Here is a 19,171-nt window from a genome sequence, read left to right as displayed (position 1 = left end):
ATGGAAATAGCATAAATAGTCAATTATTAAGTGCTTTTGGCGATTTAAAGATCAAATCGCCAGAAGCACTTAACCTGTGGGGGCCGCACCGCTTTTCGCGGCCTGAAAAAGTGCAGCGCCGGGCTTCCGGCCTCAAGTGCTGGACGCTCGTACCCCGTCCTACGGACGTCCATGATATAAAGATCTCTTTTCGGCTTCTTCGGCGGAAGTAACTTACCCCGCATATTAACGCAGACTGGAAGGCGAAAGCCCAAACCAATTGTAGATTCAGACGTAGTATCCGCGAACTCTGCGACCTAGCAGAGGGTCGCGGGTGGAGTGGCCGAAGGCGTGGAGTGGAAGAAGCAGATGTGGATGGGCTGCAAGCCATGCTCGCGCGCAGGCGTATATGCATACGTCGAGCAGCGCATGGCGAAGCAGACCGCCGCAGATGCGGTTCCCGAACACGCGTTTGACCGCTCACAAAAAAACATAATGCGATTGAAGAGAATTCGACTGTTAAAGTGTGTATGCTTCCTTGCCGAGCGTGTGTACCCAGTTTTGTTGAAGCACACGCTCCGCCTCGTCGGTTCTGTCTACACCGAGGATTACAATGGCATTGTCGTTCACTCTTCCGAGATGAGGATAGAGGTAATGAACATTGATGCCGGCATTCATAAGAGGCTTGAGCACGGCGTTTACCCCGCCCGGATGGTCCGGTGTCTCCACGGCGAGCACGTCCGTTACTTTCGGGTTATAGCCGTTCCCTTTAAGAATATTGAGCGCTTTTTCCGGATCATCGACGACAAAGCGGACCGTGCTGATGTCGGAGGTGTCTGCCACGGAGATGGCCCTGATGTTGACCCCTTCCCGGCCCAAAAGCTCGCTGATCCGCGAGAAAGCCCCCGGTACGTTGTCAAGGCTCACCGATATCTGTTTGATCACCATGCGCCTTACTCCTTTACATAATTGTAGCCCAGTTCCAGGGCCTCTTTGTTGAGCTTGATGAGCTTGGCCTTGCCTTCACCTAATATCTCGTTGAGGTTCTTGATGATGGCCTGGTACGAGATCATGCTGCTCGCCCTGATCAAGGCGCCCAGCATGATCATGTTCGCGACCTTGATAGTTCCCAGCTTTTCGGCAAGCTCACTTGTCGGGATTGACAGTATCTCTATATCGGACCTCGCTGATTCGGTGTTCACGAGAGATGAATTCGCGCAGAGAAGTCCTCCCGCCTGAAGGATGCTCTGAAACCTGGCGAACGACGGCTGGTTCATCGCAACGACAAACTCGGGTTCGGAAGCCACCGGAGACGCGATCTCCTCATCGGCCACAACCACGGTGCAATTGGCCGTGCCCCCTCTCACCTCGACGCCATAGGAGGGCAAATATGTAACGTACTTGCCTTCAAGCATGGCGGCGGTGGCGAGCGTCGTGCCCATGGATAGAACGCCCTGGCCGCCGAATCCAGAAAATATGGTCTTGATCAGCATATAGCCTCTTTGACAACACCGAGAGGAAATACCGTGCTCATCACCTCATCGATCCACCTGCAGGCCTGACGCGCATCCATCTTCCAGTTCGTGGGGCAGGGAGAGAGGATCTCCACGAGAGAAAAACCACGCCCCTCAATCTGGTATTGAAACGCCTTTGCGATGGCCTTCCTGGTTTTGAGCACAGCCGTCGGCTTGTTTACGGCGACCCGCTCCAGATAAACCGTTCCGTCAAGCTGGGCAAAAACCTCGCAGATCCTCACAGGGTGTCCCGCAATGAGTGAATTCCTTCCGCCAGGGGTTGTGGTCGTTACCTGGTCGATGAGTGTGGTCGGGGCCATCTGTCCGCCCGTCATACCGTAAACCCCGTTATTCACGAAGATAACCGTAATATTCTCTCCCCTGTTGGCCGCATGAAACCCTTCGGCCGTGCCGATGGCTGCAAGATCGCCGTCACCCTGGTACGAGAAGACAAGGTTTTTCGGGCGCACCCTTTTAATACCCGTGGCCACTGCCGCGCCTCGTCCGTGGGCCGATTCCAGGGTGTCTATTTCGAAATAATTATAGAGGAGCATGCCACAGCCGGCCGGCGCCACACAGATTGCTCTGGCCCTAAGGTCCATCTCTTCGATGACCTCCATGATGAGCCGGTTGATAATGCCGTGTCCGCAGCCGGGACAATAATGGAAGTGAGCCGGTTTGAGAAGTGTCGGCCTCGTGTACGCCTTCTTCATGCCTTTTTCCTTTTTCGCGACTGTGCCTGGTAGCAGTGACGCGAAATAATCCTGAAAAGCTCGACAGGTGTGGGTATCACACCGCCCGGCCTGCCATAGAAATGCACGTGTCCCCTCCCCTCCAGGGCGAGCTTCACGTCCTCCACCATTTGGCCGGCGCTCATCTCAAAGACGAAGAAATCGTTAATCGTCTTTGCCAGGTCCTTGATTGCCTTCACCGGGAATGGCCAGAGCGTAATAGGGCGAATCATGCCAACCTTCAGATTCTCCTGGCGGAGTCTTTTGATGGCGCCTTTTACGATTCTCGCCCCGATGCCATAGGCTACGACCACCATATCGGCGTCATCGACAAGGTATGTTTCGTACCTCACCTCGTTCTGCTCCATGCGCTGGAATTTTCTGAAGAGCTTCCAGTTATGCTCCTCCTGGAGCTTGGTGTCAAAGAGCAGGGAATAGATGGTGCGGGGAGGCCTTCCATCGGCGCCCGTCAGAATATAGTCCTTTTCGTAGACCGAGGGCGGCTTGATGTTGGTAAAATCGACCGGCTCCATCATCTGCCCCAACATGCCGTCACCCAGGATGATCACGGGGTTGCGGTACTTGTCTGCAAGATCGAAAGCAAGTGGCACGACTTCGGTCAGCTCCTGGACTGATCCCGGCGCGAGTACAATTGTCTTGTAATCGCCGTGTCCTCCGCCGCGGGTCGCCTGAAGGTAATCGGACTGGGCCGGTGAAATATTACCCATGCCGGGGCCGCCGCGTACCATATCGACAATCACAGCGGGCAACTCATCGGCCGCGAGATACGAGATGCCTTCCTGCTTGAGACTCATACCTGGCCCGCTCGATGACGTCATGGCCCGCGCGCCCGCCACGGATGCCCCGAGAACCATGTTGATGGCTGCAATTTCGCTCTCCGATTGGATGAAAACAAAACCCTCTTCGGCCATCCGTTTGGCCATATGTTCCGTGAGCTCGTTCTGCGGGGTTATAGGATACCCGAAATAACAGGTACATCCTGATAGGATCGCTGCCTCACCGAGGGCGGCGTTACCGCTCATTAATCGCTTCAATGCTTCTCCACCTCAATGGCAACATCGGGACACATGACGGCGCAGGTCGCGCAGCCCGTGCATCCTCCGGTCTCATCGAAAGCTGCAACATAGTATCCTTTGAGATTCAGGTCATCGGAAATAAAAATCGCCTTTTTCGGACAGAATTCGATGCAGAGGGCGCAGCCCTTGCAGCGTTCCCGGTCTATGGTGATGGTGCCTTTCAATGTGCGCCTCGGATCCTAAAAGCCCTTTTAAGGTAGCCTACCGCGGCAACCCTTGTCAAATACTTTTTCCCGATTTTCGAGTGGAAGTACCCAGAGTACTAAGCCGGCCCATAAAAAGAAGGACTCATCAATTGAGAGACCGTATGAGACTCACACAAAGACTGCGCAAACTGCGCCTTGCGCAAACATTTATGCTTCTCTTGAGGCTCTTGTGAGAAATATCATTTTTGTTGCATTAAGAGAATATATATCATAGTTTTTTATAGAGATGGACCTACGACACTTTGAAACGTTCCTGAAGATCGCGGAACATAGGAGCTTCACGAAAGCCGCGGAAGATCTTTGTCTCACTCAACCCACCGTGAGCAAACAGATCGTGGACCTGGAGCGTTTCTTCGAGGTAAAGCTCATCGACAGGACCAAGAGGACTGTGGCGCTCACGAAAGCCGGTGAAATCCTCATCGGATACGCCAGAGATCTCATCGGTTTGAAGAAGGACGCCGTTGAGGCTATCGCTTCCTTCAAAGGCCTGAAAATGGGGAGTATTGTCATAGGCGCGAGCACGATCCCCGGAACGTACATTCTTCCCAAGGTCTTAAGCATGTTCAAGAAGAAGTACGACGGCATAGGAATTAAGCTGATTATATCCGATACAAAGAACATTATAGAAAAAATGGAGGAAGGGGTCATAGATATCGGTTTTGTGGGAGCAAAGAGTCCGACAGGTAAGATCGACTTTAAGAAATTTGTAGAAGACACGATCGCCGTGATCGCCCCGCCTGAATTCCCCGGCACAATTCCGCTCAAGGACCTCAAAGAATATCCGCTCATTGCCCGGGAGAGCGGTTCGGGCACCCGCAACAATTTCGAGTCGTCTCTCAAGAAATCAAAGCACGTGAGTCCCGAGGACCTCAAGGTTGTGGCCGAACTCACAGACACCGAAGCGATTAAAGAAGCGGTCAAGGCCGGCATGGGCCTCGCCTATATATCGAATATGGCTGTCGCGGCCGATATGTCTTCGGGAAAGCTGAAACGTGTTTCAATCGAAGGATTCCCGGAAATCCGAAGGTCCTTCTTTATCATCGCCAGAAAAGGAAAGACAGCGCTCCCCCAGGTACGGGCGCTCACTGAAATGATCGACACATGGAGAAAGCATGAAAAGATGTAGCTTAACGTTCGTCGCCCTCTGTATACTCTGCTCCGTAACACTTGCCGAGGCTCGGGGGTATATTGATATCTACGGGTCGAGTTTTAAGAAGATTACCATCGGCGCGCCTCCCTTCAAGGGGGCGCCCTCAGAAAAGCTGCCCTCTGACATGAGCGACCTGTTGAATAAGGACTTCGATATGTCCGGCTTTTTTATCACGGCGCCTGCGTCCCTCATGGATAAAGAACTACTTGACGAAGGCGTTGAGAAGCCGGCCATAAAGTTTGACAACTGGCGTTCAATGGGGGTCGAACTTGTGTGCAAGGGACGCCTTCAGCAGTCGCAGAATGGAGATACAACACTGGAAGCCTTTCTCTATGACACGCTCGACGGCTCTCTTCTGCTCGCAAAGCGATACAAAGGACGTGAGAGCGAATGGAGAAGGATGATCCACAGACTGGCTGACGATATCATACTCACCGTCACCGGAGAGAAGGGCATCATGAGTTCGAGGGTTCTTTTCACCGCGGGGGTCCGCAATCTCAAGGAAGTGTACACGGCAGATATCGACGGACAGAACGTAGCGAAGCTGACCAATTATCGGAACATCGCTTTGTCCCCTTCCATTTCGCCGGAAGGAAAGTATCTGGCTTACACCTCCTATAAGGAAGGAAAACCCAATCTCTACATCAAGGACATTGAAAAAAACACGGAGATCTATGCGGACCGGTCGGATGGAACAAAGATCGGCACCTTCTGGCTCAACAAATCGACTATCCTCTACTCGCACACCACGGGCGGGCGCTCTGCGATTTACGCCTATGATGTCGAAAAAAAGGATAAAAAAACAATCCTGCAGAGAGAGGGCATCCTTGCGTCCCCTGCGGTATCGCCCGACGGCAAGAAGATGCTCTTTGTCTCCGATATGTACGGATCGCCGCAGATTTTCGTAAGGGATAACGACTCAGGAGAAATAAAAAGACTCACCTATTATGGGACGTACAACAGCGCACCGGCATGGTCTCCGAAGGGAGATCTCATCGTCTTTGTCTCCAAACTGGAGGGCGGCTTTGAAATATCTACAATCAATGTCGACGGCTCCAACCAGCGGGTACTGACAAACGACGGGACCATTAATGATTCACCTCAATTCTCTCCTGATGGACGTTATATCCTGTATTCGTCGCAAAGAGGCGGAAAATACGCTATCTATGTTATGCTGTTTAATGGCGAAAACAAGCGGCTGCTCAAGTTTACCGATTACAACGAAGAGCAGCCCAAGTTTATGCCGTGAGAATATGAAAGAGTTATAACCAGAAAAAGGAGGGAGATCATGAAACATGTTTTCATTCTCATTGTTGTCGGTATCTTTGTGTTGGCCGGGTGCGCTCCAAAGGTCGTTCAACAGACGCAGCCCGTAGCACCTACCGTAGTGGAGAGGCCTCTCGCCGTCGAGGACAGCGGAGCAAAGATGAAGAAGGAGGGCATTAGCGAGGAAGAGCTCGCTGAAGCAAAAGAGGAGCAGCCGGACCGTTCTCTGCAAGCCATTTTGCAGGACATCGGCTTTGATTTCGACAGTTATGCCATCAGAGGGTCGGAGCTCCCTAAGATCGAGCGGGTGGGCACCTGGATGAAACGCGAGGGGGCGACTAACCTCGTTTTAGAGGGCCACTGCGACGAGAGAGGCACGGTGGAGTATAATCTCGCCCTGGGACAGAAACGGGCCGAGGCGGTCAGGAGCTACCTCACAAAGATGGGTATTGAAAACGGCAGAATGAAGGTCGTCTCTTTCGGCAAGGAAATGCCTCTTGATCCCGGCCACACCGAGGAGGCCTGGGCCAAAAACAGACGCGTCCATTTCAAGGTTGATAAGAAAGGGTAGGACTATGAAGATCATAACACCGCGAGAGCGGACGGTTTGTTTATTTAGTTTGCCACCGTTTTGTCTTTGCGCCGTACTCGTGATACTTGTCGCATCGCTCACGGGATGTGCCACTACCCAGGAAACGGCGCAACTCCAGAGGTCTGTCGTGTCGAACCAGGATGAGCTCACGCAACTTAGACAGGAGCTGGATGCAAAGCTTGCAAACATGGCAAAAGAAAACGAGGCTCTGAGCAAGCAAGTGGTCAACGTTTACTCCGCTATGGAGAGCAGGGATGAAAAAATCAAGGGTCTCATGGGTAAAATAGACGAACTCGAGTATCAGTTGAGGACGTATTGGGCCGAAACAAACAGCGCCCTTGCCGACACAAAGAAGCTTGTCGCTGCGCGTAAGAACCAGGACGATACAAACGTTCAAACGCAGTCGCCGGGTACATCCGGTCAGACCACAGTTGACGCCAAATACGAAGACGCATACAAAGACGCTTTCGATACGTTTCAGAAAGGAAAGTATGAAGAAGCAGTGAAGAGATTCTCGGCGTTCATCGAATCATACAGCGGCACGCCGCTAGCCTCTAACGCTTACTACTGGATCGGCGAGAGCTATCTAAGCCTCAAAAATTATGATAAAGCTATTCTCTATTTTCAGGAGGTCATCGACAAATATCCGAAGAGCGAAAAAGCCCCCCGAGCGCTCCTGTCACAATCGGAGGCCTTTCGTCAGATCAACGATAAAAAAAGCTCTATAACCCTTTTGAAAAGGGTTATAGAGCTGTATCCCAAAACCGAAGAGGCGACTATCGCAGAGCGAAAGTTACGAAACAGTAACCTCTGAATCTGCGGGGAGTTCTTCGTCGGTCTTGCCCAGGATGTTCATGTCGTAGCCTCTATACTTGGCAAAACCTGTTCCCGCGGGGATAATCCTGCCCATGATCACGTTCTCTTTGAGCCCCTTCAGGTAGTCTACCCTGCCTTCAATCGAGGCTTGAGTCAGCACCTTTGTCGTGTCCTGGAAGCTCGCGGCCGATATAAAACTGTCGGTAATGAGCGACGCTTTGGTGATTCCCAGGAACAGAGGCTCGGCCTGGGCGGGCTTTCCACTCTGGGCTATGACGCGCTTGTTTTCTTCTTCGAACACCCACCATTCCACGAAATCGTCGATAATGAAGTTCGTGTCTCCTACGTCTTTAATCTTGACCCTCTTTAACATCTGACGCACGATAATCTCGATATGCTTGTCGTTGATCTTGACGCCCTGGAGCTGATAGACCTCCTGGATCTCGTCTACAAGGTAACGGGCAAGATCCTTAATGCCCAGGATGCGCAGAACGTCGTGAGGATTGACCGGCCCGTCCATCAATGGTTCGCCGGCTCGCACATAATCGCCCTCGTGAACGATAATGTGTTTACCTCTCGGGATCGTATACTTTCTCGGCTCTCCGTGTACAGTTTCCGGGTTGACAATAATCTCTCTTTTGCCTTTCGCCATCTTCCCAAAGCTCACGATACCGTTGATCTCGCTGACGATGGCGTTCTCTTTGGGTTTTCTCGCTTCGAAGAGTTCTGCCACCCTCGGCAGACCTCCCGTGATATCCTTTGTCTTGGTTGTTTCACGAGGCATTTTGGCGATGACGTCGCCGGCAAAGATTCCATCCCCTTCGTTAACCACTATGTGAGCTCCGATAGGAAGCATGTAGCGTGCGGGGCTCGTGGAATTGGGGATAATCTTGGTCCGGCCCTTTTCGTCCTTAATTGATATTCTCGGTCTCAGCTCGGCGTTTTTCGGCTCTATGATAACCTTATAGGAAAGACCGGTTACTTCGTCTTTACTCTCCTGCATGGTCTCGCCTTCGAATATGTCGCCGAACTTGACCTTACCCGACTCTTCCGAGAGGATCGGTATCGTGTAGGGATCCCATTCAGCAAGCGTCTGGCCGTCTTTCACGGATTGTCCGTCTTTGACTTTTAATTTGGCCCCATAAATAATAGAATATCGTTCTCTTTCACGACCCGCTTCATCGAGGATGGCGATCTCTCCATTTCTGTTCATTACTACCGGCACACCGTCCCTGTTAAGAACGGCCTTGACGTTGATGAACTTGAGTGCCCCTTCGTTTCGCGCTTCCAGCGTCGACTGCTCCACCCTTCTGGAGGCAGCGCCGCCTATATGGAAGGTTCTCATGGTAAGCTGTGTTCCCGGCTCTCCGATCGACTGTGCGGCAACGATGCCTACGGCCTCGCCGATACTGACCAGTCTTCCCCGAGAGAGGTCACGGCCATAGCAGAGCACGCAGATACCTCTTTTCGAGCGGCATGTGAGCGCCGATCGTATCTTAATTTTCTCATATCCGGCTTCCTCTATGAGCCTAAGGTGGCTCTCCGTAATCTCTTCATTCTTGTGCACGATAATCGCCCCGTCAGGGTCTTTCAAGTCTTCATGGGACACCCTGCCCAGGATTCGTGCGTCGAGACGCTCTATGACCTCACCGCCTTCGATAAGCGAGCTGACCTCGATATAATCAAAGGTGCCACAGTCATGCTCAGACACCACAACGTCCTGCGCGGCATCCACAAGCCTTCTCGTCAGATAACCCGAATTGGCCGTTTTTAACGCTGTATCGGCAAGACCCTTTCGCGCACCGTGTGTGGATATAAAGTACTGGAGCACGTCGAGGCCTTCCCGGAAGTTGCTGGTAATTGGCGTCTCAATAATCTCGCCTGACGGCTTGGCCATGAGTCCCCTCATGCCGGCAAGCTGTCTGATCTGCTGCGGGTTACCTCTTGCCCCCGAATGAGCCATCATAAAGATGGGATTCAGGCTGTTCTGGTGCTCCGGCTTTCCGCCCGCCCCCATGATCGGTTTGCCCTCTTCATCGGTGACGATCTCTGAGCCTAATTCGTCCATCAGTTCTTTAGCCACATCCTCGGTCACGTTGGCCCATATGTCGATGACCTGATTATATCGTTCGCCGTCGGTAATCAAGCCCTCTTGATACTGGTTCTGCACGTTCTTGACCGCTTCCTCGGCCTTATCGAGGAGTTTCTTCTTTTTCTGGGGGATGATCATGTCGTCAATCGATATGGAAATACCTCCCATTGTGGCATAGGTAAATCCAAGGTCTTTCAGACGGTCGGACAGGATGACTGTGCTCTTTTCGCCCGCGTCACGGTAACATTTATCGACAAGCTGAGCGATAGTCTTTTTATCCATGATGCGGTTAATAAGGCCGAACATATCGTTCATGATGGCCTTCTTCTTTGGGGCATCAAGCTCCTCGAGGGCATCTTCGATAACATCCCTCAATATGACCCTGCCTGCGGTGGTATCGACAATCTTTCCATCTATCCGAACTTTGATTCTCGCGTGCAGGTCTATCTCGCCCGCATCATGGGCAACCCGGACTTCTTCCACGTCCGCAAACGTCTTTCCCTCACCCTTCCGGTGTTTTCTGTCAATCGTAAGGTAGTAGAGGCCAAGCACGATGTCCTGCGTGGGAACGATAATCGGTTTGCCGTTTGCCGGTGAAAGGATGTTGTTTGTGGACATCATAAGTACCCGGGCTTCGGTCTGAGCCTCGATCGACAGCGGCACATGGACCGCCATCTGGTCACCGTCAAAGTCGGCATTGTAAGCCGGACACACGAGCGGGTGGAGCTGGATCGCCTTTCCGTCGATAAGCTGCGGCTCGAAGGCCTGTATGCCGAGACGATGCAGGGTCGGCGCCCTGTTGAGTAGCACCGGATGTTCTTTAATGACCTCTTCCAGCACGTCCCACACTTCCGGCCGTTCTTTCTCCACGATCTTCTTTGCATTCTTGATTGTTGTTGCGAAACCTTTTGTGATAAGTCTGTTGTAAACGAAAGGCTTGAAAAGCTCCAGCGCCATATATTTCGGGAGCCCGCACTGATGAAGCCTCAATTCCGGACCCACCACGATAACCGACCTGCCTGAATAGTCGACCCTTTTGCCCAAAAGATTCTGACGGAACCTTCCCTGCTTGCCGCGAAGCATATCGGAAAGCGACTTCAATGGCCGCTTACTCGCGCCGGTTACCACCCGGCCGCGTTTGGAGTTGTCAAAGAGAGCATCAACGGCCTCTTGCAGCATTCTCTTTTCGTTCCTGATAATAATCTCGGGGGCGTTGAGCTCCATTAGCCGCTTCAGCCTGTTGTTTCTGTTGATCACCCTTCTGTACAGGTCATTGAGGTCGGAAGTGGCAAACCTGCCGCCATCGAGCGGAACAAGAGGTCTCAATTCCGGAGGCAAGACCGGGATAATGTCAAGGATCATCCACTCGGGTTTCACACCGGACGCCTTGAACGCGGCCACCACTTTCAGTCTTCGGGCGATCTTTTTCTTCTTCGCATCACTCGAGGTATCTCTCATTTCTTCCCTGAGCGTCTTGGAAAGATCGTCAATGTTGATTCTCTTTAAGCATTCCCTGATGGCTTCAGCACCTATCCCTGCCATGAACCCTTCGGTATACTTGTCTCTCGCCTCTATGTATCTCTCCTCGGTGATGATCTCGCAGAATTCAAAAGGAGAATTACCCGGTTCAATGACAATGTACTGTTCAAAATAAAGCACCCTTTCGACCTCTTTTATGGTCAATTCAAGGAGCGTCCCTATTTTGCTCGGCATACTCTTGAGGAACCAGATGTGGGCCACAGGACAGGCAAGCTTTATATGACCCATCCTTTCCCTGCGCACTTTGGACTGAATGACTTCGACGCCGCACTTTTCGCAGATGATGCCCCTGTGTTTCATCCTCTTATACTTTCCACAGATGCATTCGTAGTCTTTTACAGGGCCGAATATCTTGGCGCAGAAGAGTCCGTCTCGCTCCGGTTTAAATGTCCGGTAATTGATGGTCTCCGGTTTCTTCACTTCCCCGTAGGACCATTTCTCGATGAGCTCAGGGGAAGCAAGCGCTATTTTTATTGCTGAATAGCTCAGCGGATCTTTTTGTTTATCAGTCTTAAAATATTCTTCCAAGGCATTCCTCCTTACTCTTCCTTGATCAGTTCTACATCGATACACAAACCCTGCAGCTCTTTAACCAGTACGTTAAACGATTCCGGCAGATTGGGTTCCAGCACATCTTCACCCTTGACGATCGCTTCGTAGGCCCTGATCCTGCCGTTCACATCATCCGACTTAATGGTGAGAAATTCCTGGAGGGAGAAAGAAGCTCCGTATCCCTCGAGGGCCCACACTTCCATTTCACCGAGCCTCTGACCGCCAAACTGCGCCTTTCCGCCAAGAGGCTGCTGCGTAACAAGAGAGTACGGTCCGATAGACCGTGCATGGATCTTGTCATCAACAAGGTGGTGCAATTTGAGAAAGTACATATTTCCCACGGTGATCTGGTGATGAAAGGCGTCGCCGTTTCTTCCGTCATAGAGCGTTGTCTGCCTGCTGTCCTTCAATCCGGCCATTTTGAAAAGGTCTTTGATCTCCTGTTCTTTTGCGCCGTCAAAAACAGGCACTGCGATGTGCACGCCATCTTGCATTCGCTCGGAAAGCCGCGCGAGGTCCTCGTCACTCAACCTGTCGATGAGCCCCTTCAGCTCTCCGTTGGAAAAAACCTTTTTGAGCTGTTTCTTGATGGAAGCCGCTTCGCAGGTATGTTTGTAGAAACTGTCGACAAGCTCTCCCACCCTCTTGCCGAGTTCCTTGGCGGCCCATCCGAGATGGGTCTCAAGAATCTGGCCGGCGTTCATTCTCGAAGGCACGCCCAGGGGATTGAGCACGATATCGATAGGGGTGCCGTCTTCCATAAAGGGCATATCTTCTTCCGGAAGGATAACCGATACGATGCCCTTGTTACCGTGCCGACCGGATATCTTGTCTCCGACGGCCACCTTTCTTTTCATAGCTACATATACCTTGATGGTCCTGATCACACCGGGGGGCAGTTCATCGCCCCTTTTGATCTTGTTTATCTTGTCTTCATATATGAGCCGAATAATTTCAAGCTGATTGTCTTTGCTATCGACGATCTTCGCGATCTTTCCCGAAAGGTCTTTGTCTTTGAAATCTATATCCTGCAATTTGTCAAAACTGATCGTGTCGATCTTCTCCTTGGTAAATGTTTCACCCTTCTTGAGCAACACCTTGCCCTTGCCGTCTTTGATATCGGCATGGGCAGTCTTCCCGGCAATAAGGTCTGCAATCTTCGTCTTCTTGCTTTCCACGATGATCTTGATCTGATCTTCTTGATCCTTGAGGATATTGGATACTTCCTTGTCCTCGATGGTACGGCTCCTGTCATCCTTGTCCACGCCTCGCCTTGACAGTACCTTTACATCGGTGACAATGCCCTCGATACCGTGGGGCACGCGCAGGCTCGTGTCTTTCACGTCGCCCGCCTTTTCTCCGAATATAGCGCGGAGCAGTTTTTCCTCGGGAGTGAGCTGTGTCTCGCCTTTGGGCGTGACCTTTCCCACGAGTATATCCCCGGGCTTGACCGTCGCACCGATACGGACGATACCACTGTCGTCAAGGTCTTTCAGCGCATCATCGCCAACGTTGGGGATATCCCTTGTCACCTCTTCTTTTCCAAGCTTGGTGTCACGGACAACGCATTCAAGTTCTTCGATGTGGATGGAGGTAAACGTATCCTCCTTCACGAGGCGTTCATTGACCAGCACCGAATCCTCGTAATTGTATCCCCTCCAGGGCATAAAGGCCACAAAGACGTTCTTTCCCAGGGCCAGCTCTCCGCTATCTGTAGAAGGACCGTCCGCAAGCACATCGCCTTTTTTCACGAAGTCGCCTTCGTTTACGATCACGCGCTGGTTGATGCACGTGTCCTGGTTTGACCGTCTGAATTTCAGAAGCTTATACACATCGATCTTGGTTACCGGCTCTTCTCCGCTCTTCTTCTCCTCGTATTTGAGGATAATGCGACTCGCGTCAACGCTCTCGATAATTCCATCATGTTTCGCAATGATTGTAACCCGTGAATCTCTTCCTACCATCTTTTCCATGCCGGTGCCGATGAGCGGAGCCTCAGGAACAAGAAGAGGCACTGCCTGTCTCTGCATATTGGAGCCCATGAGCGCGCGGTTTGCATCGTCATGTTCGAGAAACGGGATAAGCGCAGCTGATGCGCTCACAAGTTGCTTGGGGGAAACGTCCATGTAATCGATCTGCTCAGGGCTGATGAGGAAGACCCCTCCTCCCTTCTGGGCGGGGATAAGATCGCCCACAAGGTTGCCCGCATGATCGACCGGGGCGTTTGCCTGAGCAATATAGTACTGTTCCTCTTCGAGGGCGGACAGGTAACTCACATCGTCTGTGACCTTGCCCTTGACCACTTTTCTGTACGGGGCCTCGATAAAACCGAATTCATTTACCTTGGCAAAGGTCGAAAGGGATGCGATAAGACCGATGTTCGGGCCTTCCGGCGTCTCGATAGGACATATTCTTCCGTAGTGGGTAGGATGAACGTCGCGCACTTCAAATCCGGCCCGCTCTCGCGTGAGTCCTCCGGGACCTAGGGCTGAAAGCCGCCTCTTGTGGGTAATTTCGCTCAAAGGGTTTGTCTGGTCCATAAACTGGGAAAGCTGGCTGCTCGCAAAAAAATCCTTTACCGCAGTGGCAACCGGCTTGGGATTGACGAGATCATGCGGCATGAGCGTCTCCATCTCGGGAAACGTCAGTCTTTCCTTGATCGCCCTTTCCATCCTCACGAGCCCCATTCTGAACTGGTTCTCCAAAAGCTCGCCCACCGTCCTCACCCTTCTATTTCCCAGGTGGTCGATGTCGTCGCCCAGGCCTCGTGCGTCTTTGAGCTTGAGGAGTTGCCTCACGACCTCAATAATATCCTCTCTTCTTAAGACCGTTACATCGAGAGGTACATCGACCCCGACGCGGTGGTTTATCTTGAGCCTGCCCACTTTCGAAAGGTCGTAGCGCTCAGGGCTGAAGAACATATTATGAATCAGGTTTTCCGCAAACTCAATTGTAGGCGGGTCGCCCGGTCTCAGCTTCCGGTATATTTCGAGAAGTGCATCATCCTTGGTGCTCACTTTGTCGACGAGCAGAGTATTTCTCAGAGAGGGGCTCACATTGAGGTTATCGATAAAGAGTATATCAAACTCCTTGACCTTCTTCTCAATGAGCGTTTCGAGGTCATCGGCGGTGATCTCTTTATTGACAGGTATAAGGACCGCTTTTGATTTGGGGTCCACGATATCGCCGGAAGTTACTTTTCCGATGACATCCTCTTCCTCGATGTGTATCTCGTGTATCCTCGCCTGCTCCATCTTTTTGATGATTGCCCGGGTGATCTTCTTATGTTTCTTTACGAGAACTTCCTTGGTTTTTTCATTTATTATATCGGACGGCGCCTTCTGGCCCACAAGAAGCTGAAGGTGCGTTTCTTTGAAGAACTTCTTGTCTTTGATGAGTATCTTCTCTTTTTCATAGAAGTAATCCAGGATCTCATTTTCCGGATACCCGAGCGCCTTCAAAAAGAGTGTTACGGGAATCTTTTTCTTCTTATCTATTCTCACATAAACAAGTTCTTTATGGTCAAATTCGAAATCAAGCCAGGAGCCTCTGTACGGTATAATTCGCGCAGTGTAGGAGAGTCCGCCACCGATCAGTGATTTTGTCTGGTCGTTATCGAAGTAGACCCCGGGAGACCTGTGCAGCTGGCTCACAATCACCCGCTCGGTCCCATTGATAATAAAAGTCCCTCTCTCCGTCATGAGGGGGATTTCACCGAAGTAGACGTCCTGTTCCTTTACGGCCCGGATATCGCGTATCTTGGTTTCCGGGTCGATATTCCATACAACGAGCCTTATGGTGACCTTCATGGGGGCGGCGTAAGTCAGACCGCGGAAGATACATTCTTCTTCAGAATTCTTCGGGTCCCCAACTTCATATTTCACGAACTCCAGCGTTGTCGTCTCGTGTGAGTCTTTGATAGGAAAGACACTGTTGAAAACGGCCTGCAACCCGACATTCTCTCTTTTTGGCGGTTGAAGATCTTTCTGGAGGAATTTCTCGTAAGAGTCAAGTTGAATTTCAATCAAATTAGGAATATCGAGAACCTCTTTTATTTTCCCATAATTTTTTCTGAATATTTTGTTATGGAAAGTTTCTCTCATGGATTTTTTCACCTCTTAGATTCGGGGTTCCGGAGTCAGGTTTGGGGAACCAGTCCTCGTAACACAGGACTGGCCCTTCAACCCTCACCTGTTGTTCTACTCAACTTTGACCTGTGCGCTCACTTCTTCAAGATCTTTCTTGATTTTTGCTGCTTCATCTTTGGATACAGCTTCTTTAACCGGCTTGGGTGCGCCTTCTACCAAGTCTTTGGCTTCCTTGAGGCCAAGACCGGTGATGGCCCTGACGACTTTGATGACCTGTATCTTCTTGTCGGCTTCGTAACCAGCGAGGATAACGGTGAATTCCGTCTGCTCTTCGGCCGGAGCTGCTGCGGCCGCCGGAGCTGCGCCTGCCCCTGCGCCTGCCGCCATCATAGGCATGGCAGCCTGAACGCCAAATTTATCTTCCAGCTCCTTCACAAATTCTGACAGTTCGAGAACGGTCATGTTTTCAATGTACTGAATTACCTCTTCTTTTGTGATGCTCATGTATATGCCTCCTTATGCATGCTGTTCTTTTTGGTTTTTGATCGAATTCAATACGAGCATAAGCTTACTCAGATTTCCCGATAAAGCGTAGACAAGCCTTGACGGCTGGCCCTTCAGTACGCCGACAAGCTTGCCGAGCAATGCTTCCCTTGACGGCAGTGTGGCGAGTTTTAGAATATCCTCTGCCGTAATGAGCCGTGTGCCGAGATACCCTGCTTTGAGCTTCAGGCTCGGGACATCCTTCACGATGCTTGCGACGACACGGGCAGCGCCGATCGGGTCTTTGTAAATGCTGATGATCGCGTTCGGACCATCAAACTTGTCCTGTAAAGCTTCTGCTTTCGTGCCTTTCGATGCGATCTTCATGAGACTGTTTTTGATGACGGTGAATTCCGTATCAACGCTCCGAAGCTCTCTGCGCAGACGCGTTATCTGCGCTACGCTCATACCGCTGTACTCGGCCAGAAATAAATACTCGAGCTTACTCAGTTTTGACCCTAATTCTTGAACGACTTTTTCTTTCTTTTGTCTCTCCAATGGCTTTTATCCCTCCTTTCAACGAAGATATGTATGGAAAGTCAGGGAGACCAACTCACCAAAAAGTCTCGGCAGGCCGTTTTCGCTTACTTCCGCTTTTCAAGCAGAACACCTGCTTTCTCTGACCTTTTCCCTATTTTGTCAGGTTCCGAGCATAGGCAGGATCAATCTTTATGCCTGGGCTCATGGTCGTGCTGATTGCAAATCCCTTAATATATGTGCCTTTGCTTGATGGCGGCTTCAATCGCATTACCGCGTCGAGGAGCGTGTTTACGTTTTCCATAAGTTTCTCCTTTCCGAAACTGATCTTTCCCACAGGAACGTGGAGATTGCCCGCCTTATCCACTCTGAATTCGACCCTACCGGCTTTCATCTCCTGGACGGTTTTGGCGATATCAAAGGTCACGGTTCCCACTTTCGGATTGGGCATGAGTCCTCTCGGACCAAGTATCTTACCCAGTTTGCTCACGGCGCCCATCATATCGGGCGTTGCAATGGCTTTATCGAAATCAGTCCAGCCCTTCTGGACCTTCTCTATAAGGTCATCGGCCCCTACATAGTCAGCGCCTGCATCCTGGGCCTCTTTTTCCTTTTGGCCTTTGGCAAACACGAGTACGACCACCTTTTTGCCGAGTCCGTTGGGAAGGGCCACGCTGCCCCTTACCATCTGGTCGGCATGTCTAGGATCAACACCAAGCCTGAATGCAACCTCGACCGTCTCATCAAATTTGGAGTATTTCACCTGCGGCAGAAGATTGAGGGCTTCATCCATGTCGTATCGTTTTTCCCGATCTATTTTATCCCGTGCTGCCGAATATTTTTTCCCTGAAGTCGCCATGTGTATCACCTCGTGTTATTCGTCTATAAAGCAATAAGAAGATGCCGATGGGTTCTTCTCATTCCCACCTTTGCCCTTCTTGTCTTCTTTCCTTCAGTTGCCTATCCCTCCACCACTTCAAGTCCCATGCTTCTCGCAGATCCTTCGATAATCCGCATAGCCCCTTCCAGGTTCTTCGCATTCAAATCCACCATCTTGAGCTGTGCGATCTCTTTGATCGAAGACTTAGGGATGCTTCCTACGACTTCCTTTCTTGGAGTGTGGGCGCCCTTTGCCAGCTTTGCTGCCTTCTTGATGAGAAATGTTGCCGGCGGCGTTTTTGTAATAAAGCTGAACGTTCTATCCGAATAAATTGTTATCAATGCCGGGATGACCGTACCTTCCTGGCTTCTTGTCTTCTCATTAAAGGCTTTGCAGAATTCCATGATATTGACGCCATGCTGACCGAGTGCCGGGCCTACAGGAGGAGACGGTGTGGCCTGACCGGCCTGCAATTGCAATTTCACCAATGCCACTACTTTTTTTGCCATTACGCAACTCCTTAGATTTTTTCTATCTGTATGAAATCCAGTTCGACAGGGGTCGTGCGTCCGAATATATTGAGGAGCACCTTGACCTTGCCTTTTTCCGGTTTTATCTCTTCTACATTACCCGTGAAGTTCGTAAAAGGGCCTTCGGTTACCTTGACCCCGTCCCCCTTTTCAAAACGAATCTTCGGTTTTATCTTACCCTTGCCTTCCTGGATCGCATTGATGATATCGCTTACCTCTTTCTCCGGCAGCGGAGGGGGGTTCATCTTATCGTATCCCACAAAACCGGTGACTTTTGGCGTGTTTCGCACGAAGTGCCAGGTCGTGTCGTTCATTGCCATGTTGACGATTATATAGCCCGGGAACACGGTCCTTTGTGATTTCTTTACCTGGCCCTTTACCTTCTCCATGATAATCTCAGAAGGAACAATAATGTCCCCGAAATAGTCCTCCATCTTGTTGATCTTGATATTCTCCTCAAGCAGTTCCCGCACCTTCTGCTCGTATCCCGAATACGTATGCACCACATACCATTTTCTTTCCATTGCCGTTTCCATCGTCCTTACCGTATAAGGTTCTGTATGATCTTTGCGAGCCCTATATCGACAATCCCAAGAAACAGGGCTGTAACAAAAACCGTTATGAGCACAATATAGGTCCCCTTCAGGGCATCCTTTCTTGACGGCCAGGTGACCCTTTTTGCCTCCATATATACTTCCCTAAAATAGTTGGTTATGCCTTCGAGCTTCTCCTTATATTCCATCTTCTCCCCGTATTATTCAGGCCAGGAGGGATTCGAACCCCCAACACCCGGATTTGGAGTCCGGTGCTCTATCCGTTAGAGCTACTGGCCTTCGTTATTTGGTCTCCTTGTGGTTAGTGTGCCTTCTGCAGACCTTACAGTACTTCTTGATCTCCAGTCTGTCGGGTGTCTTTTGTTTGTTCTTGGTAGTATTATAATTCCTGTTCTTGCATTCTGCACAGGCTAATGTTACAAGTTGCCTCATCTTCTTCCCCTTTACTCTATGATCTCGGTAACAACACCGGCGCCCACCGTCTTGCCGCCCTCACGGATGGCAAAGCGGAGTTCCTTCTCCAGGGCGATGGGGGTCACCAGTTCCACGTTCAGGGTCACGTTGT

At 51.0% G+C, this 19,171-nt stretch carries 19 protein-coding genes and 1 tRNA gene; 4 read left to right on the top strand and 16 right to left on the bottom strand.

Annotated elements, in window-relative coordinates; all coding sequences use genetic code 11:
• Positions 1–498 precede the first annotated feature (498 nt).
• From VMT62_03220 to VMT62_03200, 5 genes are read right to left on the bottom strand one after another with little or no spacing between them, the layout of a single operon-like run.
• Positions 499–927 (bottom strand): ACT domain-containing protein, encoded by a 429-nt coding sequence (locus tag VMT62_03220; GenBank protein ID HVN95415.1) that lies wholly within the window; start codon positions 925–927, stop codon positions 499–501.
• A gap of 5 nt (positions 928–932) precedes the next feature.
• A complete protein-coding gene (locus tag VMT62_03215) occupies positions 933–1,472 on the bottom strand; it encodes a 2-oxoacid:acceptor oxidoreductase family protein (GenBank protein HVN95414.1) in 540 nt (179 codons plus the stop codon).
• Positions 1,466–2,206 carry a thiamine pyrophosphate-dependent enzyme gene (locus tag VMT62_03210; protein HVN95413.1) on the bottom strand — a complete coding sequence of 247 codons (741 nt, stop codon included), beginning with the start codon at positions 2,204–2,206 and terminating at the stop codon, positions 1,466–1,468. Before VMT62_03210 ends, VMT62_03215 begins: the two co-directional genes overlap by 7 nt.
• A complete protein-coding gene (locus VMT62_03205; protein HVN95412.1) occupies positions 2,203–3,279 on the bottom strand; it encodes a 3-methyl-2-oxobutanoate dehydrogenase subunit VorB in 1,077 nt (358 codons plus the stop codon). Before VMT62_03205 ends, VMT62_03210 begins: the two co-directional genes overlap by 4 nt.
• Entirely contained in the window at positions 3,276–3,485 is a 210-nt protein-coding gene (locus VMT62_03200; protein HVN95411.1) for a 4Fe-4S dicluster domain-containing protein, read from the bottom strand. The genes VMT62_03205 and VMT62_03200 overlap by 4 nt, the downstream gene beginning before the upstream one ends.
• A 268-nt stretch (positions 3,486–3,753) precedes the next feature.
• On the opposite strand from VMT62_03200, the gene VMT62_03195 reads away from it, so the two are divergent.
• The 4 genes from VMT62_03195 to ybgF are packed head-to-tail and all read left to right on the top strand — an operon-like array spanning position 3,754 to position 7,349.
• Complete coding sequence (locus VMT62_03195) at positions 3,754–4,653, top strand: selenium metabolism-associated LysR family transcriptional regulator (GenBank protein HVN95410.1); 900 nt, start codon at positions 3,754–3,756, stop codon at positions 4,651–4,653.
• On the top strand, positions 4,640–5,926 hold the full coding sequence (locus VMT62_03190) for a DUF5050 domain-containing protein (GenBank protein ID HVN95409.1): 1,287 nt from the start codon (positions 4,640–4,642) through the stop codon (positions 5,924–5,926). The genes VMT62_03195 and VMT62_03190 overlap by 14 nt, the downstream gene beginning before the upstream one ends.
• Positions 5,927–5,965: 39 nt before the next feature.
• Positions 5,966–6,514: an OmpA family protein gene (locus VMT62_03185; protein HVN95408.1), complete on the top strand. Its 549-nt coding sequence runs from the start codon at positions 5,966–5,968 to the stop codon at positions 6,512–6,514.
• A gap of 4 nt (positions 6,515–6,518) precedes the next feature.
• Complete coding sequence (gene ybgF, locus VMT62_03180) at positions 6,519–7,349, top strand: tol-pal system protein YbgF (GenBank protein HVN95407.1); 831 nt, start codon at positions 6,519–6,521, stop codon at positions 7,347–7,349.
• Here ybgF and rpoC read toward each other — a convergent pair.
• The 11 genes from rpoC to VMT62_03125 form a co-directional block, all read right to left on the bottom strand.
• Positions 7,329–11,510, bottom strand: a complete 4,182-nt coding sequence (gene rpoC, locus VMT62_03175) for a DNA-directed RNA polymerase subunit beta' (protein HVN95406.1) — start codon at positions 11,508–11,510, stop codon at positions 7,329–7,331. The two genes, ybgF and rpoC, sit on opposite strands and share 21 nt — an antisense overlap.
• Before the next feature lie 11 nt (positions 11,511–11,521).
• Positions 11,522–15,637 carry a DNA-directed RNA polymerase subunit beta gene (gene rpoB / locus VMT62_03170; GenBank protein ID HVN95405.1) on the bottom strand — a complete coding sequence of 1,372 codons (4,116 nt, stop codon included), beginning with the start codon at positions 15,635–15,637 and terminating at the stop codon, positions 11,522–11,524.
• A gap of 96 nt (positions 15,638–15,733) precedes the next feature.
• A complete protein-coding gene (gene rplL, locus VMT62_03165) occupies positions 15,734–16,126 on the bottom strand; it encodes a 50S ribosomal protein L7/L12 (protein HVN95404.1) in 393 nt (130 codons plus the stop codon).
• A 12-nt stretch (positions 16,127–16,138) separates the two neighbouring features.
• Positions 16,139–16,663: a 50S ribosomal protein L10 gene (gene rplJ, locus VMT62_03160; protein ID HVN95403.1), complete on the bottom strand. Its 525-nt coding sequence runs from the start codon at positions 16,661–16,663 to the stop codon at positions 16,139–16,141.
• 133 nt (positions 16,664–16,796) lie between these two features.
• A complete protein-coding gene (gene rplA, locus VMT62_03155; GenBank protein ID HVN95402.1) occupies positions 16,797–17,501 on the bottom strand; it encodes a 50S ribosomal protein L1 in 705 nt (234 codons plus the stop codon).
• Positions 17,502–17,602: 101 nt separating this feature from the next.
• Complete coding sequence (gene rplK / locus VMT62_03150; GenBank protein ID HVN95401.1) at positions 17,603–18,031, bottom strand: 50S ribosomal protein L11; 429 nt, start codon at positions 18,029–18,031, stop codon at positions 17,603–17,605.
• An 11-nt stretch (positions 18,032–18,042) separates the two neighbouring features.
• Entirely contained in the window at positions 18,043–18,576 is a 534-nt protein-coding gene (gene nusG / locus VMT62_03145) for a transcription termination/antitermination protein NusG (GenBank protein ID HVN95400.1), read from the bottom strand.
• A 17-nt stretch (positions 18,577–18,593) separates the two neighbouring features.
• Positions 18,594–18,794 carry a preprotein translocase subunit SecE gene (secE, locus tag VMT62_03140; protein HVN95399.1) on the bottom strand — a complete coding sequence of 67 codons (201 nt, stop codon included), beginning with the start codon at positions 18,792–18,794 and terminating at the stop codon, positions 18,594–18,596.
• Between the two features lie 17 nt (positions 18,795–18,811).
• Positions 18,812–18,885: transfer RNA gene (locus tag VMT62_03135), tRNA-Trp, on the bottom strand.
• Positions 18,886–18,888: 3 nt separating this feature from the next.
• The gene (gene rpmG, locus VMT62_03130; GenBank protein ID HVN95398.1) at positions 18,889–19,038 is read right to left on the bottom strand and encodes a 50S ribosomal protein L33; all 150 of its coding nucleotides are present in this window, start codon (positions 19,036–19,038) and stop codon (positions 18,889–18,891) included.
• Positions 19,039–19,049: 11 nt separating this feature from the next.
• On the bottom strand, positions 19,050–19,171 hold a 122-nt coding region (locus VMT62_03125; protein ID HVN95397.1), incomplete at its 5' end, for a hypothetical protein.

The sequence above is a fragment of the Syntrophorhabdaceae bacterium genome, assembly GCA_035541755.1.
Classification (GTDB): Bacteria; Desulfobacterota; Syntrophorhabdia; order Syntrophorhabdales; family Syntrophorhabdaceae; genus PNOF01.
This window is presented reverse-complemented; position numbering and strand designations above follow the sequence as displayed.

Bases quoted from the DNA above. Each gene is read 5' to 3' on its own strand.
- VMT62_03215 (HVN95414.1), bottom strand. From the start codon at position 1,472: ATGCTGATCAAGACCATATTTTCTGGATTCGGCGGCCAGGGCGTTCTA.
- VMT62_03195 (HVN95410.1), top strand. From the start codon at position 3,754: ATGGACCTACGACACTTTGAAACGTTCCTGAAGATCGCGGAACATAGG.
- VMT62_03185 (HVN95408.1), top strand. From the start codon at position 5,966: ATGAAACATGTTTTCATTCTCATTGTTGTCGGTATCTTTGTGTTGGCC.
- VMT62_03210 (HVN95413.1), bottom strand. From the start codon at position 2,206: ATGAAGAAGGCGTACACGAGGCCGACACTTCTCAAACCGGCTCACTTC.
- rpoB (HVN95405.1), bottom strand. From the start codon at position 15,637: ATGAGAGAAACTTTCCATAACAAAATATTCAGAAAAAATTATGGGAAA.
- rplA (HVN95402.1), bottom strand. From the start codon at position 17,501: ATGGCGACTTCAGGGAAAAAATATTCGGCAGCACGGGATAAAATAGAT.
- rpmG (HVN95398.1), bottom strand. From the start codon at position 19,038: ATGAGGCAACTTGTAACATTAGCCTGTGCAGAATGCAAGAACAGGAAT.
- rplL (HVN95404.1), bottom strand. From the start codon at position 16,126: ATGAGCATCACAAAAGAAGAGGTAATTCAGTACATTGAAAACATGACC.
- nusG (HVN95400.1), bottom strand. From the start codon at position 18,576: ATGGAAAGAAAATGGTATGTGGTGCATACGTATTCGGGATACGAGCAG.
- VMT62_03190 (HVN95409.1), top strand. From the start codon at position 4,640: ATGAAAAGATGTAGCTTAACGTTCGTCGCCCTCTGTATACTCTGCTCC.
- VMT62_03220 (HVN95415.1), bottom strand. From the start codon at position 927: ATGGTGATCAAACAGATATCGGTGAGCCTTGACAACGTACCGGGGGCT.
- rplK (HVN95401.1), bottom strand. From the start codon at position 18,031: ATGGCAAAAAAAGTAGTGGCATTGGTGAAATTGCAATTGCAGGCCGGT.
- ybgF (HVN95407.1), top strand. From the start codon at position 6,519: ATGAAGATCATAACACCGCGAGAGCGGACGGTTTGTTTATTTAGTTTG.
- secE (HVN95399.1), bottom strand. From the start codon at position 18,794: ATGGAATATAAGGAGAAGCTCGAAGGCATAACCAACTATTTTAGGGAA.